This window comes from Brevundimonas intermedia, from assembly GCF_004614235.1.
GTDB lineage: Bacteria > Pseudomonadota > Alphaproteobacteria > Caulobacterales > Caulobacteraceae > Brevundimonas > Brevundimonas intermedia_A.
On the sequence record NZ_SPVH01000006.1, the window covers coordinates 1,067,540 to 1,081,383 of the forward strand.

The following is a 13,844-nucleotide window of genomic DNA, read 5'->3' on the forward strand; positions in this document are numbered from 1 at the left end:
TGCACCGCAACCGCGTCAGACAACGGCGAAGGCGATCAGGCCCACGGCCGCGCTCAGCAGCGCCACCCAGGTCAGCAACATGCCGATCACCCGTCCCAGCGACGGCCCGGTCTGGAACAGCAGGCCCAGGGCGTGAACGACCCGTCCGACCAGCAGGGTCGCACCCACCCCGTGCACCATCCAGGCCGGCGCCCCCACGGCGGCCAGCAGCAGCATGGCGATCATGCCCGGCGTCGCATATTCCACCAGATTGCCGAACGCCCGGCTGGCGGCCATCAGGTCCGGGTTCCCGCCGTCTCCGAACGACACCATGTGCTTGCGCCGTCCGCTGACCACGATGCCCGACAGCACCAGCATCATCAGGATCAGCAGGCCGCTCCACAGGGCGGCGGCTTGGACGGCGTACATCAGCGGTGTGGTCATCGATCAGTCCTCGCGCCCGACGGGGTAGAGCAGATAGTGGTCGTCATAGAAGGGCGTGCGTTCGTAGAACCAGGCCAGACGCGCCTGGGGATCGGCCGCGAATGCTGCATCCCCCGCGACTTTCGCTTCGAACTCGGCCTTCAGCGCAGGGTCCGCCGCCATCATCTTGTCCGCCAGCGGCGCGATGGCGTAGGCCTCGATATATTCGACGCGGCTCATGACCTCGGGGAACATGCCCCAGGCGAAGAAGCTCTCGCTGGACTGCGGCTCCAGCAGCAGCACGACGATGTCGCCCAGCGGCTGATCCGTCGGCACCCGCACCGAGCCGGTCGGGAAGGTCCAGTCGCGTTTCTCCACCTCGACCGTCTTGACCGAAGCCTGGACGTGGCCCTCGTTGGCGCGCGTCGCCAGCTTGGGCTCGACCAGACGCAGCATCGACAGATTGACCGTCCGCGGCGCTTCGACCGTCTCCATCGCGATCCCGTGCGTCTTCAGCCGCTCGATGATGTCGGTGCGATAGCCCGGCACCCAATAGGCGGTCGGTCGCGTCAGGGTCAGCGTCGGTTTGGACCCATAGAAGGGCATCTGCCACAGCTCGGGATCGGGCCGGCCCAGCCAGCGGATTTCCTGACGGCCCGAGGCCGCGCTGTCGTACATCTCGTACAGGATGCCCTTGAACGGACGGGTGGACGACGGCGTCTCGTCGGCCTCGAAGTTGGCCAGGATCTGCGCCGGGCGCAGGGCCTTGTCCTGCTCGGTCGCGGCCCTCAGACCCGCGCCCTGATCGGCCAGCAGCCGCATCGCCTCCTCGATGAAGACATAGGTGCCCAGCACCCGCTGTTCATGGGGCTTCAGGCTGTGGTTCTCGATCAATATGGTCGGCACATGGGCCGCCGAGCCCCAGCCGTTCGAGAACCGCTCGCCTAGGCCGCCGTCCGACAGACCCTTTCTGGGCTCGTCGTCATCCATGCCGAACACCAGCTCGCCGGGGATGTGGCCCTCGCGTTCCAGCGCCGCATTCATCGCCGGTTTGAAGATCGAATCGAGCCAGGCCGAGCCGTTCGGCGAACGACTGAACGACCCGTCCTCGCCGTTGAAGCCGTAGGTGACGTCGTACTGGTAATCCATACCGTCGGTGACGTGGACGTCCACATACAGGTCCGGCCGGTATTTCAGGATCAGGCCGCGCACCGCCCGCATCTCGGGCTGATCCAGCTTCAGATAGTCGCGGTTCAGGTTCTGGTTGGTCGCCGTATTGCGCCAGCCCTGGATGCGCGGCCCACGCTGGTTGGGGCGGGAATAGGCGCTGGCCCGCTCGTGTCCGTCCACGCTCAGGATCGGGATCAGAATCAGATTGACCCGGTCGAGCAGGGCGTCCTTGCCGTAGAAGGCGATGTCGCGCAGCACCATCATGCCCGCGTCCTTGCCGTCGATCTCACCGGGGTGGATGCCGGCCTGGATCATCAGGACGGGCTTGGCCGGATCGAAGGCGGCCCCGTCCTTGGACGCGATCACCGCATAGATCGGCCGCCCCTCGGGCGAGACGCCGAACTGTTCAATGCGGATCAGGTCGCTGGCTTGATCCAGACGGTCGAACCAGGCGCGGGTGTCGGCATAGTTGGGGCTGAAATCATGGCCCGGATCGGCCTCGAACGCCGTGACCCATGGATCGCTCGCGTCGCGCAACAGAGCTCTGGACGCGCCGTCCCAGGCCGGAGCGGGCGGCAGGAAGGCCTGGTCCCACGGAACGGTGTTGGGGATCGTCTGGGACATGGCGGGGCTCACGCTACAGGCAAGGGCGGCTAGGAAGGCCGAAACCAGAAGAGGGGACTGCATGGCCTTTCGTGAGCCGATTGCCTCGGCCTGACAAGCGGTCACCCGCCGCCGCCCAGCGCGGGCGCCCACCCGCCGGCCTTGAGCAGCAACGCCGCCGAGTTCCCCATCTGCCAAAGACTGTAGAGCAGCACGACGATCAGGGCCCCAACGGCGACCTTGCGCCATGGCGCGAACGCGGCCGTCGCCGTGCCGATCACGAAGATGGAGACGCCCACCCACAGGCGCACTGAACTGGCGACTTGGGCAAAGCCGGGATTGAGCTGGGCCAGGATGATCACGATCACGGCGACGATCAGATTGGCGGCTAGGACACAGCTGAACACCAGCCGTCGATGGGCCCAGAAATGGTCATCCAGGTCGATCCGCTCGTCGCCGCCCTCGGCCGAGACGCGCGGGAAGGTCACGCTGGCGGCGACGTAGAAGGTCGCGGCGATGGCCAGCGAGACGATCAGCACGAAGGTGTTGAACGGCGCCCCTCGAAAAATGACCCAGGCCTGGTTCCAGAAGGTGGCGATATCGATGGCCACGAACAGGGCCAGCAGCGGCGTCAGCCAGCCGAACCGAATCCGCTGCTTCTCATGCAGCACCCGCGCAAACCCGCCCACCAGTTCGGCGACCGACAGACCCAGCAACAGGCCATAAAAGCTGAAGAAGAATTCGAACGCGCTCACAGCCATCCCCCAATGTCAGGGGAGGAAGCTAGACCGTTCGGGGAAGCGCCGCCAGTCCGCCGCCTCCGTCACTGGCAAGCGACGGAGGCGGCGATCTCGTCAGGCAGGCATTTCGACGTCGCCCATCCGGTCGATGGCGCGATTGTAGTCGTCCACGATGCTTTCGCGCTCATAGTCGCTCTTGCTCTGCTTGTAGTCGCGCCACGAGCCGATCATCGAGTCGACGTAGCCGGCGATGGAGCCGAACTCCGACTTGTTCTCGTTGTCTGCGGGCAGGGCGGCTTCGGCTTCGCGCAGCTTTGCGGCTGCAGCCACGAACTCGGGCAGCAGGCGATCGGCTTCGTCCGCCTTGTCCTCGATGACGGCGGTGGTGAAGTGATCGGCCTTCTGCATGGCGTCGATCAGGCTGGCCTCGGCGGTGTGGCCGCTCTTGGTCAAGGCCTCGATCTTGGCCGCATTGCTGGCGCGCTGGTATTCGCTCAGAGCGGCATCCAGTTCGCCGATCCCGGCGATCGCGCCTTGATAGGCGGTCATCAGGGCGGTGTGGGCCGCCTTGCCCTTGGCCAGGCCGTCTTCGCGATAGGCGCGGGATTCATAATAGGGATCCAGCGTCTTCCACTGCGCCAGCAGGGCTTCCAGTTGCGGCAGCAGCTTGTCCACCGCGGCGTCGGTGCGTCGGCTCTGAGTTCCGCCCGCGAACGCCTTGCCTTCCTTCAGCTTCTCGATCGCCGTTTCCAGCGTGGTGATGTTTTCGGGGAAGGAGATCGAACTGGTCGCGCTGGCGTTCGGGATATCCAGCTTCTGATAGTTTTCGAAGTTGTTGGGCACGCCCCAGCTGTCATCGATCAGCTTGTTGAAGCCTTCGGTATAGAGACCCTGCTTCTGCTGCGTCAGCTCGCTGCCCGCAGCGGCGCTCACCGATTGAGATCCATCGGCGCCGCCGTTGGCGTCGCCCTGTCCGCAGGCCGCAAGGCCCATCGTCATCGCGCAGACCAAGGCCATGGCGCTTACAGCTGTCCGAGACTTCATGTGATTTTCCCTTCCTGGACCGGCCAAGGTTCAGCTTGGCCGGCGTTGGACAAGGAGAACGTCACGGCCAAGGTTGGGTTCGCAGAAAACCGCCGATTAACTGCGAATAAATCGCAAGTGACTGACTGGTCACGGTTTTCAGCCTGCTAAAAATTTGCCCCAAGATTGCCGGAGCCAATCAAGCTTGACCGCATTGTTTTCGCATCGCCGTCAGCTTCGGACCCCGCCATGCACCAGATCATCGCCCTCGCTGTGACCCTTGTCGTCGCCCTTCTGCTCAATGGCGTAGTCGCCGCCCAAATGGTCTCGGTCGGCTATTGGGGCGGGGCGCTCGGGTCGCTTCTCGTCGGTCCGTTGATCGTCTTCTACGCGGTCCACACCCTCGTCTATTTCGTCGTGCGGCTAATCCGGGGCAAGGACCGGATGCGGTCCTACACCCGGTCGCGGCTCAACTATGTCGGCGCCGTCGTGGCGATCCTGGGCGTCGTAGGCGCGGCCGCTGGTCCCGCCTGATCTATTTCCAGATCGGGGCGCTGTCGCCGGGCAGGCCAAGCCGGTCCCACATGTCTGAAACCCGTTCGATCACCGCCTCGTCCATGCGAATTTCCTCGCCCCATTCGCGCTTGGTCTCGGGCGGCCATTTGTCGGTGGCGTCCAAGCCGATCTTTGAGCCCAGGCCGCTCTCGGGGCTGGCGAAGTCCAGATAGTCGATAGGGGTGGATTCGATCACGGTGATGTCGCGCGCAGGGTCCATCTTGGTCGAGATGGCCCACATGACGTCCTTCCAGTCGCGGGCGTCGATGTCGTGGTCCACCACGATGACCCACTTGGTGTACATGAACTGGCGCAGATAGCTCCAGACGCCCAGCATCACCCGCTTGGCGTGGCCCGGATAGGCCTTCTTCATCGACACCACGGCGATCCGATAGCTGCACCCCTCGGGCGGCAGCCAGAAGTCGACGATCTCCGGGAACTGCTGGCGCAGCAGGGGAATGAAGACCTCGTTCAGCGCCTCGCCCAATACCGACGGCTCGTCCGGCGGCCGGCCCGTGAAGGTGGTCAGATAGATCGGGTCCTTGCGCATGGTGATGGCGCTGACCTGAAACACCGGGAATTTCTCGACCGAGTTGTAATATCCGGTGTGGTCGCCGTAGGGGCCCTCGTCCTCGAACTCGTTCAGCAGGACATGGCCCTCCAGCACGATCTCGGCCTGGGCCGGCACCATCAGCGGCACGGTCTTGCACGGGACCAGCTCGGCCTTGGCGCCTCGCATCAGGCCGGCGAACTGATATTCCGACAGGGTGTCCGGCACCGGCGTCACCGCCGCCAGGATCGTGCCCGGATCGGCCCCCAGCACCACGGCGCAGGGCAGGGGCTCAGTGGGCCGGGCCTTCTTGTGCCGGGCATAGTGTTGCGCCCCGCCCCGGTGCGCCAGCCAGCGCATGATGGCCTTGTCCTTGCCCAGCACCTGCATCCGATAGATGCCCAGGTTGAAGTCGTCCTCTCGGTCCTCGCTCGGTCCCTTGGTCACGACCAGGCCCCAAGTGATCAGGGGCGCGGGCTCGCCGGGCCAGCAAGACTGGACAGGCAGGGCGGTCAGGTCGATCTGGTCGCCCTTCAGCACCACCTCTTGCACGGGCGCCTTCTTCACCATCTTGGGCCGCATCGACATGACGGTCTGCATCAGCGGCAGCATTTCCATCGCGTCCCCCAGGCCGCGCGGCGGTGTCGGATTGCGTAGGAAGGCCAGCAGTTCCCCGACCTCGCGCAACTCGCCCGCCGTGGTCCGCGACTTGCCCTCCAGTGTCACCCCCATCGCGACCCGTTTCACCGTGCCGAACAGATTGGCCAGGCAGGGGATGGGGCTGATCGTGCCGTCGGGCATGACCGGCTGTTCGAACAGCACCGCCGGTCCGCCGTTCCTCAGCAGCCGGGTCTGGATCTCGGTCATCTCCAGCACGGTGGAGACGGGTTCGGACACCCGTACCAGCTCGCCCTGAGCTTCCAGCTGGTCGATGAAGTCACGCAGGGATTTGTAGGCCATGTCGCGACGCTTAGGCGGGACGCGGCCCGCTGTCACGCGCCGCGCGGCCGAACACGCGATCCAGCCCGACCAGCGCCAGCCCCACCAGCAGGAAGAAGACCAGCAGCGCCCCAAAGATCATCACGACCCGCCCCAGTCCCAACTGATCCACATTGACGAACCCATAGGGCCACCAGTGCGTCGCCAGGCCGTGGATCAGCGTCCACCCGCCATAGATCAAGGGAAAGGCCAGCCATTTCGCCGGGTCGATCCAGCGCAAACGGCCCTTGGGCGTGAACCACAGCCAGTCCAGCACGAAGGCGGCCGGCATGACGTAATGCAGCACCACATTGACCAGCAGCGACCAGCCGGTGGGGTTCCAGTAGGGATGCAGCAGGAAATGATAAACCACCCCGACCACCACGATATACATGGCGACGGCCGCACGGACGCCCTCGCTGGCGCTCCAACGGCCCAGTCTGGAGCCCTCGCCCAGCAACGGGCCGGTGAAAGCCAGGGCGACCAGGATGTTGGTCAGGATGGTGAAGAAGCTGAAATAGTTGATCGTCCGCTCCAGCACCGTCCATCCCTGAACCGGCGCCACCATCAGCAGATATTGAAGCGCGAGCGCGGTCCAGCCCACGACGGCGAACGTCGCGCGCCACAGCCTGGGCTGGTCCCGTTTGCGAAACACCGGCGCCTCCGTCGTCGATCAGGCGGCAGTCTTGTCCCATTCGAACGCGGGGTCCAGCCAGTCGCCCAGTCTTTCGCCGCGATCCAGCGCATCCATCCGCTGCATTTCCTCGTCCGTCAGGGCGAAGTCGAAGATGTCGAAGTTCTCGCGCGCCCGGCTTTCCTTGGTGGTGCGGGGAATGGCGATGATCCCGTGCTGGATCAGCCAGCGCAGGGTAATCTGACCATTGGTCTTGTCGTGCGCTTTGGCCAGTTCGCTGATGGTTGCGTCGTCGGCGATCTTGCCCTGGGCCAGCGGCGACCAGGCGGTGATCGACGAGCCCAACTCGGCCGCCGTGGCGACCAGCTGATCGATGCCGAGATAGGGATGGTGTTCGACCTGGTCGGTGATCAACCGCGCCTTCGACAGGCCCTGCGCCTGGCGGAATTCCTTGGACGGGAAGTTGGACAGGCCGATCGACTTGGTCAGTCCCTCGTCCTTGGCGGCGTTCAGCGTGCCCAGCGTCTCCTCGAACGACGGCGTCGTCTTGGGCCAGTGCAGCAGCAGCAGGTCCGGCGTCGTGCCCAGGCTGTCGGCTGATTCCTTGGCCTGTTTCAGCAGGGCGTCATGGGTGAAATGCTCGACCCAGATCTTGGTGGTCAGGAACAGGTCTTCGCGCGCCACGCCGGAATCCCGAATGCCTTCGCCCACCGCCTGCTCGTTCTTGTAGATCCAGGCCGTATCGATGTGGCGATATCCGATCCGCAACGCCTCGGCGACCATGCGCCGCGCATCCGCCGGCTCCAGTTGCCAAGTGCCGAAGCCGAGCAGGGGGATTTCGATTCCATCGACGGTGATCGTGGGTTGGTCGCCGTAGGCCATGGGAGAAATCCTTCGTATTATGGATGGCGCATTTAGGCGCCGGGGGCGGCCTTCGAAACCCCTGGGTCGAACCAATCCAGGATTTCGCGCCACAACGGCTCCATCCCCTGACGGAACGCGCCCTCATGTCCGATTCGTCGCACGCCATAGTCGGCGGGGCGACGCACGAGAATTTCGGACGGCGCATCGGGATAGGCCTTCAGCAAGGTCGCGCCGGTTCCGGGCGTGGCGATGGGATCGTCAGGGAAGATCCAGGACCGGATCGGCGACCGCATTTCGGCGAAATGCTGTGGCTCAAGAGCGCCCGATTTCAGCTCGTCCAGGAAATAGGCCGGCTTCAGGCACCAGCGCTTCCAGGTCTCGAATACGCCGCGCGGCAGGTCCGTGCCGCGCCACATTTTTCCTGCGCGGATATAGCCGTAACGGCTCAGATGGGCTGGGCCGAAACCGAACCAGAAGAACAGCTCGATCGGATTATAACTGCGGTGGTGCGCGCCCCACCAACCTGTACCCACCGAAACGAAGGCGTGGCGATCGATATCGCCGTGATTGGGCATGAAGCCGGCGAAATGGCCGCCGACGCTATGACCGACATGAAAGATCGGCAGATCGGGCGCGGCGGCCTTCAACGCCTCAAGCGCGGCCGGCATGTCCAGCCGGCCCCAGTCGGGATAGTCCATCTGCATCGTGGCCAGGTCGTCCGGTCGCGAACCCCCGATGCCGCGATAGTCATAGGTCAGGACCACGCAGTTGCGTTCCGCCAGCCATCGCGCGAACCGAGCGTAGAAGCCCCTGGGAAAGCCGGTGCCGGCCGAGATCAGCACCGCGCGGGTGGCGTGTTCCGGCTGAAAGAGGGTCGCCGCCAGCGGCCAGCCGTCGCTGGTCTCGATGACCCGATCCTCAACCCCGATCCCCATGTCCTCGCCACTCCGTTGCGATTGTGGATGGACTATGCGGGATTTCCCCGGCGTCAGGTCAAGCGGCGTCATAGGCCTTGACCAGCCGCTTCGGCGCGACCCTGCGCCACCGCTTCTCCAGCGCCGCCTTCAGCCAGATATCATCTACCGTGGCGATACGCGCCAGAACGATGGGGTGGTCGCGATAGTGGTCGGTGAAATGAAACGTCGCCGGGTCCATCTCGATCAGAAGGTCACGCTCATCGCGATTATCCAGATGCACCACGATACTGTCGTCCAACTGGGGCCGCAGCCAGGTGAAGAACTTGCCCGCCACCTTGTACGACGCCTCGCCATAGGACACGCCGTCCTCGACGCCTGGAAACGACAGCAGCAGGGCGCGGACCTCGTCGTGGGTCATAATCAATAGGCCAACGCGATCCCGTCCTTGCGCATCTCGGTCGCCGCGCCATAGGTCCAGCGCCCGCCGGGGTTCATCTGTTTCATGACGTTCTGATAGCCGCCGAACCCACCGTCCGGCTCGCCCAGGGTCCAGCCCATGGCGCGCAGCTGGGCCTTGGTCGCCTCGGGCACGCCGCTCTCCAGGTGCAGGACGCCGGTCCCCTCCTGCGGCTGGCCCGTCGGTTCGGACGAGCCATAGTGTTGCCAACGCGGGGCGTCGCCGGCCGCCTGGGGCTCCAGCCCGTAGTCCACCATATTGATGATGATCTGGGCCTGGCCCTGGGGCTGCATGGCGCCGCCCATCACGCCGAACGCCATCCAGGGCTCGCCGTCCTTGACCGCGAAACCGGGGATGATGGTCTGGAACGGCCGCTTGCCGGGCGCATAGACGTTGGGATGGCCGTCGGTCAGGGCGAACAGCTCGCCTCGGTCCTGGAACATGAAGCCCAGCGGCTCCGAGCCGTTGTCCGGCGCCAGGCCCGAGCCCATGCCGCGATAGTTGGACTGGATCCAGCTGACCATCATCCCGTCGCTGTCGGCGACGCTGAAATAGGTGGTGTCGCCGTGGTGCGGGGCGTCGTCCGGCATGACCCGGTCCATCACCCGGTCCGGCCGGATCAGCTTCGCCCGCTCGGCCGCATAGGCCTTGGAGTTCAGCCATTCGACCGGGGTCTTGGAGAATCGGTCGTCGGCGAACCAGCGCGCGCGGTCCTCGAACGCCAGCCGCTTGGCCTCAGCCTGGACGTGCAGCGAGGCTGCGGATTGGAAGCCCATGGATTTCAGATCGAACTGTTCGCAGATGTTCAGGATCTGGTTGGTGGACAGGCCCTGCGTGTTCGGACCCAGGCCGAAGACATCGACCCCGCGATAGTTGGTCTGGATCGGCTCGACCCATTCGGTGTGATGGGCCGCCAGGTCGGCGCGGGTCATCCAGCCGCCGATTCGCTTGAAATAGGCCTCGATCTGATCCGCGATCGGCCCCTCGTAGAAGGCGTCGCGCCCGCCCTCGGCGATCATCCGAAGGGTCTTGCCTAGATAGGGGTTGGCGAAGACCTCGCCCACCTTGGGTGTCGCACCGCCTGCGGCCCAGATGCGCTTCCTGTTATCGTTCTCCTCGATCGGGATCTGGCCCCGGTCGAAGGCCGCCATGTTGCGTTCCAGATAGTAGGCGATGACCTGGGGCATGGGCACGCCCTGTTCGCACAGTTCGGCGACCGGCAGCAGCACATCCTTCCACGGCAGTTTCCCGTACCGCTGATGCGCGCTCCACCACGCGTCCACCGTGCCCGGCACGTTCACCGTCACCGCGCCATAACGGGGCAGATAGCCGTCGATGGCCTTGGACCGCGCCGTCTCCAGGCTCAGGCCCTGCGGACTGGCGCCCGAGCCGTTCAGTCCGACGACCTTCTTCTGTTTGGGGTCCCACAGCATGCAATAGGCGTCGCCGCCGATGCCGTTGGCGACCGGCTCCAGGAACCCCAGGGCCGCATTGATGGCGATGGCCGCGTCGATGGCCGATCCGCCGCGTCTCAGGGTGTCGATGCCGATCAGGCTGGCCGCCGGATGGGCCGTCGCCGCCGCCCCGTTCGCGCCCCAGACGGTGGACCGCCCCATGAACTTCGGCCCGGTGATCCGGTCGCCGATGCCGACGCCGGCATAGGGATCAGGACGGGCGGGGGCGGGGGCCGCTTCGGTGGGCTTTGCTGTCGGGCTGGTTTGCCGGGCCTGAGCCGCCGACGCCGCCATTGCTCCGGCCGTCAGGGCTCCAGCAGGCAGGGCGGACAGGAAGGTGCGACGATGCATGGGCCAACTCCTCGAACAGCAAGTCCGCTATCAAGGCGGGGTCCGGCCCATTCGGCAAGCTTTGCCTTAAGGAAAGCCGCAAAGAAAAAGGCCGCGTCCCTTTCGGAACGCGGCCCAAATTCTGAAGCGGACGAACGTCCTATTCGATGTCTTCGTTCAGCAGGCCGACCTTGAAGAAGCCGTTCTCCTGCATCTTGTTCATGACTTCCATGAACTGCGAATATTTCACTTCCGGCTGAGCGCGGACGAAGACGCGCTCTTCCTGGCAGGAACCGCCGCCCAGGGCGGTGCAGACGTCAGCGGCAAGGTTGTCGATGGAGGTCTGGTTCTCGGCGATGAACAGCTGACCCGAGTCCTGGATGGTGATGTACACCGGTTCCTTTTCCTCGGTCGGATTGGTGGGCGGCTGCGCCGGCGGCAGGTCCAGACGGATCGACACGGTCGCCATAGGCGCGGCGACCATGAAGATGATCATGAGCACCAGCAGAATGTCGATGAACGGCGTGATGTTGATATCCGCCGTCTGTTCGATCGTGTGCTTGTCCCCACCGGAACCACCCAGCTTGGCAGCCATGCATCGTCTCCGTTACTCGCCGGCTGCAATCCGCGCCGACATTTCCCTATGGATCGCCCGAAGGCTTGATCGGTTCTTGGCGTCCCGATGCGGGCTTGTAAAGCGGTTCTAAACGATCTGCCGTTCCCGAACGTCAATTATACGCGACAGTCGTCCCCGAGTTCAGGCCTCAGGTCTTGGCCAGCTTCAGAAAACGGTCCGCCAGGGCAGGATCGTCCTTGAAGGCGCCGGTGAAGCGGGTCGTGATGGTCGAAACGTGCCGATGATGCACCCCGCGCGTGGTCATGCACTGATGCTCGGCGTCCACCAGCACCGCCACGCCGCGCGGCTGCAGGTGCGATTCGATGGCGTCGATGATGTCGTTGGTCAGGGTTTCCTGGTTCTGCAGGCGCCGGGCATAGATCTCGACCACCCGCGCCAGCTTGGAGATGCCGACCACCTTCTCGCCGGGCAGATAGGCGACATAGGCTTTGCCCAGGAAGGGGGCCATGTGGTGCTCGCAATGGCTCTCCACCTCGATGTCGCGCAGGATGACCATGTCGTCATAGCCGGTCACATCCTCGAATGTGCGCGACAGCTCCTTGCCCGCATCGGCGTCATAGCCGTCGAACCATTCGCCGTAAGCGTCCACCACCCGTTTCGGCGTGTCGATCAAGCCCGGACGGTTCGGATTGTCGCCGGCCCAGGCGATCAGGGTCCGCACGGCCTCCAGCGCCTGTTCGCGGCTGGGGCGCACGACGGTCTCATCGCTGCTGACGAGGACGGGCTTGGCGGGGATGACGCTCATGAACTCGATCCGTTGAGGCAGGCGCCTCTATAAACGATAGACTATATGTCAGGCCGCTATATGGGACGGACCCTCCGTCCTGCAAGAAAACGAAGTCCACCTCTCCTATGCCGCTGCACATCCACGACACCCTGCGCCGTGAAAAGCGCCTGTTCGAACCGCGCGATCCGAACCGGGTGACCCTCTATGTCTGCGGCCCGACGGTCTATGACTACGCCCACATCGGCAATGCGCGTCCGCCGGTGGTGTTCGACGTCCTGGTGCGGCTGCTGCGCCGGACCTACGGCGCGGATCATGTGATCTACGCCCGCAACGTCACCGACGTGGACGACAAGATCAACCAGAAGGCCGCCCGCGAAGGCGTGCCGATCGGCGAGGTCACGGCCCGCTACGAGGCCGCCTATCTTTCCGACATGGGCCTGCTGAACGTGTCGCCGCCCGATCTCGCCCCCCACGTCACCGACTACATCCCGGCCATCGTCGATCAGATCCAGGCCATCGTCGACGCCGGCTGCGCCTATGCGGCTGAGGGTCATGTCCTGTTCGACGTCTCGTCCTACAAGGCCTACGGCGCCCTGTCGGGCCGGAACCTGGACGACATGATCGCCGGCGCTCGCGTCGAGGTCGCCCCCTACAAGAAGAACCCCCACGACTTCGTCCTGTGGAAACCGTCCAAGACCGACGAACCGTCCTGGCCGTCGCCCTGGGGCGAGGGGCGGCCCGGCTGGCATATCGAATGCTCGGCCATGATCGAACAGACCCTGGGCCTGCCCATCGACATCCACGGCGGCGGCATCGACCTGGTCTTCCCCCACCACGAGAACGAGATCGCCCAGGGCGTCTGCGCCCACGGCCATGCCCATGACGATCAGGCGCACGACGCATACGCCCGCTACTGGATGCACAACGGCTTCCTGACCGTGGACGCCGAGAAGATGTCCAAGTCCATCGGCAACGTCCTGCTGCTGCACGACCTGGTCCAGGCCATGCCCGGCGAGGTCGTCCGCTGGGCGCTGCTGAGCGCCCACTATCGCCAGCCGCTGGACTGGAATCAGGGCCTGCTGGATCAGTCGAAGAAGTCGCTGGATCGCCTGTACGGCGCCCTGCATCGCTCCAGCGGCGTCGAAGCCCTGGACCTTGATCCGCCCGCCGACTTCCTGAAGTCGATCGAGGACGATCTGAATACCCCCGGCGCCATGGCCAGCCTGTTCGCCCTGTCCAGCGAGATCGAGCGTGGCATGACGGCCGGCGACGCGGCCGCCGTGGTCCAGGCGCGCGGCCGCCTGGTCGCCTGCGCCTCCATCCTGGGCGTGCTTCAGGCCGATCCTGCCGCCTGGCTGGAGGGCGATGTCTCCGACGCCCTGCGCATCGAGGTCGAAGCCCTGCTGGACCAACGCGCCTCGGCCCGCGCCGCCAAGGACTGGTCCGAGGCCGACCGCATCCGCGACCGCCTCAACGAACTGAACGTCGTCGTCATGGACGGCCCCGAAGGCGCGACCTGGCGGATGAAGGGCTGAAGTCCCACAGGCGCCTCTCCCTCCCCTTCATGGGGAGGGACGATCGCGCAGCGATCCGGGTGGGGCCGTAAGGGCAGCGGAGACGCTTCATACTGCCCCACCCCGGCTGCGCTTCGCTTCGCCGCCCCTCCCCATGAAGGGGAGGGAGAAAAACTCGCCAGCCATCACAATGACGCTGGTTCATTCGCAGCGATTTCAATCGCTTGCCGATTTATGTCCCCGATCTTCCATCCCCCCTCCGAAACGCGCGTAGTTTAATCCCGTCCCG

14 protein-coding genes are annotated in these 13,844 nt (G+C 65.0%); 2 read left to right on the forward strand and 12 right to left on the reverse strand.

The window, feature by feature from the left end; genetic code table 11:
- Nucleotides 1–15: 15 nt before the first annotated feature.
- The 4 genes from EGY25_RS11595 to EGY25_RS11610 form a co-directional block, all read right to left on the reverse strand.
- Entirely contained in the window at nucleotides 16–423 is a 408-nt protein-coding gene (locus EGY25_RS11595) for an MAPEG family protein (protein WP_135195108.1), read from the reverse strand.
- 3 nt (nucleotides 424–426) lie between these two features.
- A complete protein-coding gene (locus EGY25_RS11600) occupies nucleotides 427–2,196 on the reverse strand; it encodes a M14 family metallopeptidase (protein WP_432417374.1) in 1,770 nt (589 codons plus the stop codon).
- 101 nt (nucleotides 2,197–2,297) lie between these two features.
- A complete protein-coding gene (locus EGY25_RS11605) occupies nucleotides 2,298–2,930 on the reverse strand; it encodes a hypothetical protein (RefSeq protein WP_167762540.1) in 633 nt (210 codons plus the stop codon).
- Nucleotides 2,931–3,029: 99 nt separating this feature from the next.
- Nucleotides 3,030–3,959, reverse strand: coding sequence for a DUF3829 domain-containing protein (locus EGY25_RS11610; RefSeq protein WP_135195111.1), 930 nt, complete (start codon nucleotides 3,957–3,959; stop codon nucleotides 3,030–3,032).
- A 228-nt stretch (nucleotides 3,960–4,187) separates the two neighbouring features.
- On the opposite strand from EGY25_RS11610, the gene EGY25_RS11615 reads away from it, so the two are divergent.
- Nucleotides 4,188–4,472, forward strand: coding sequence for a hypothetical protein (locus tag EGY25_RS11615; RefSeq protein WP_135195112.1), 285 nt, complete (start codon nucleotides 4,188–4,190; stop codon nucleotides 4,470–4,472).
- 1 nt (nucleotide 4,473) lies between these two features.
- On the opposite strand, the gene EGY25_RS11620 is transcribed toward EGY25_RS11615, so the two are convergent.
- From EGY25_RS11620 to folE, 8 genes are all read right to left on the reverse strand, one after another.
- A complete protein-coding gene (locus EGY25_RS11620) occupies nucleotides 4,474–6,003 on the reverse strand; it encodes a UbiD family decarboxylase (protein ID WP_135195113.1) in 1,530 nt (509 codons plus the stop codon).
- A 10-nt stretch (nucleotides 6,004–6,013) separates the two neighbouring features.
- On the reverse strand, nucleotides 6,014–6,676 hold the full coding sequence (locus tag EGY25_RS11625) for a Pr6Pr family membrane protein (RefSeq protein WP_135195114.1): 663 nt from the start codon (nucleotides 6,674–6,676) through the stop codon (nucleotides 6,014–6,016).
- A gap of 18 nt (nucleotides 6,677–6,694) precedes the next feature.
- Nucleotides 6,695–7,537 carry an aldo/keto reductase gene (locus tag EGY25_RS11630; protein WP_135195115.1) on the reverse strand — a complete coding sequence of 281 codons (843 nt, stop codon included), beginning with the start codon at nucleotides 7,535–7,537 and terminating at the stop codon, nucleotides 6,695–6,697.
- A 32-nt stretch (nucleotides 7,538–7,569) separates the two neighbouring features.
- Complete coding sequence (locus EGY25_RS11635) at nucleotides 7,570–8,454, reverse strand: alpha/beta hydrolase family protein (protein WP_135195116.1); 885 nt, start codon at nucleotides 8,452–8,454, stop codon at nucleotides 7,570–7,572.
- Between the two features lie 58 nt (nucleotides 8,455–8,512).
- Nucleotides 8,513–8,854, reverse strand: a complete 342-nt coding sequence (locus EGY25_RS11640; protein WP_135195117.1) for an MmcQ/YjbR family DNA-binding protein — start codon at nucleotides 8,852–8,854, stop codon at nucleotides 8,513–8,515.
- Between the two features lie 2 nt (nucleotides 8,855–8,856).
- Entirely contained in the window at nucleotides 8,857–10,698 is a 1,842-nt protein-coding gene (locus tag EGY25_RS11645) for a gamma-glutamyltransferase family protein (protein ID WP_135195118.1), read from the reverse strand.
- A gap of 139 nt (nucleotides 10,699–10,837) precedes the next feature.
- Nucleotides 10,838–11,272: a biopolymer transporter ExbD gene (locus EGY25_RS11650; RefSeq protein WP_135195119.1), complete on the reverse strand. Its 435-nt coding sequence runs from the start codon at nucleotides 11,270–11,272 to the stop codon at nucleotides 10,838–10,840.
- Between the two features lie 169 nt (nucleotides 11,273–11,441).
- Nucleotides 11,442–12,059 (reverse strand): GTP cyclohydrolase I FolE, encoded by a 618-nt coding sequence (gene folE, locus EGY25_RS11655; RefSeq protein ID WP_135195120.1) that lies wholly within the window; start codon nucleotides 12,057–12,059, stop codon nucleotides 11,442–11,444.
- 107 nt (nucleotides 12,060–12,166) lie between these two features.
- On the opposite strand from folE, the gene cysS reads away from it, so the two are divergent.
- On the forward strand, nucleotides 12,167–13,576 hold the full coding sequence (cysS, locus tag EGY25_RS11660; RefSeq protein ID WP_135195121.1) for a cysteine--tRNA ligase: 1,410 nt from the start codon (nucleotides 12,167–12,169) through the stop codon (nucleotides 13,574–13,576).
- Nucleotides 13,577–13,844 lie beyond the last annotated feature (268 nt).

Bases quoted from the DNA above. Each gene is read 5' to 3' on its own strand.
- cysS (WP_135195121.1), top strand. From the start codon at position 12,167: ATGCCGCTGCACATCCACGACACCCTGCGCCGTGAAAAGCGCCTGTTC.
- EGY25_RS11650 (WP_135195119.1), bottom strand. From the start codon at position 11,272: ATGGCTGCCAAGCTGGGTGGTTCCGGTGGGGACAAGCACACGATCGAA.
- EGY25_RS11615 (WP_135195112.1), top strand. From the start codon at position 4,188: ATGCACCAGATCATCGCCCTCGCTGTGACCCTTGTCGTCGCCCTTCTG.
- EGY25_RS11645 (WP_135195118.1), bottom strand. From the start codon at position 10,698: ATGCATCGTCGCACCTTCCTGTCCGCCCTGCCTGCTGGAGCCCTGACG.
- EGY25_RS11595 (WP_135195108.1), bottom strand. From the start codon at position 423: ATGACCACACCGCTGATGTACGCCGTCCAAGCCGCCGCCCTGTGGAGC.
- EGY25_RS11610 (WP_135195111.1), bottom strand. From the start codon at position 3,959: ATGAAGTCTCGGACAGCTGTAAGCGCCATGGCCTTGGTCTGCGCGATG.
- folE (WP_135195120.1), bottom strand. From the start codon at position 12,059: ATGAGCGTCATCCCCGCCAAGCCCGTCCTCGTCAGCAGCGATGAGACC.
- EGY25_RS11635 (WP_135195116.1), bottom strand. From the start codon at position 8,454: ATGGGGATCGGGGTTGAGGATCGGGTCATCGAGACCAGCGACGGCTGG.
- EGY25_RS11630 (WP_135195115.1), bottom strand. From the start codon at position 7,537: ATGGCCTACGGCGACCAACCCACGATCACCGTCGATGGAATCGAAATC.
- EGY25_RS11600 (WP_432417374.1), bottom strand. From the start codon at position 2,196: ATGTCCCAGACGATCCCCAACACCGTTCCGTGGGACCAGGCCTTCCTG.
- EGY25_RS11620 (WP_135195113.1), bottom strand. From the start codon at position 6,003: ATGGCCTACAAATCCCTGCGTGACTTCATCGACCAGCTGGAAGCTCAG.
- EGY25_RS11640 (WP_135195117.1), bottom strand. From the start codon at position 8,854: ATGACCCACGACGAGGTCCGCGCCCTGCTGCTGTCGTTTCCAGGCGTC.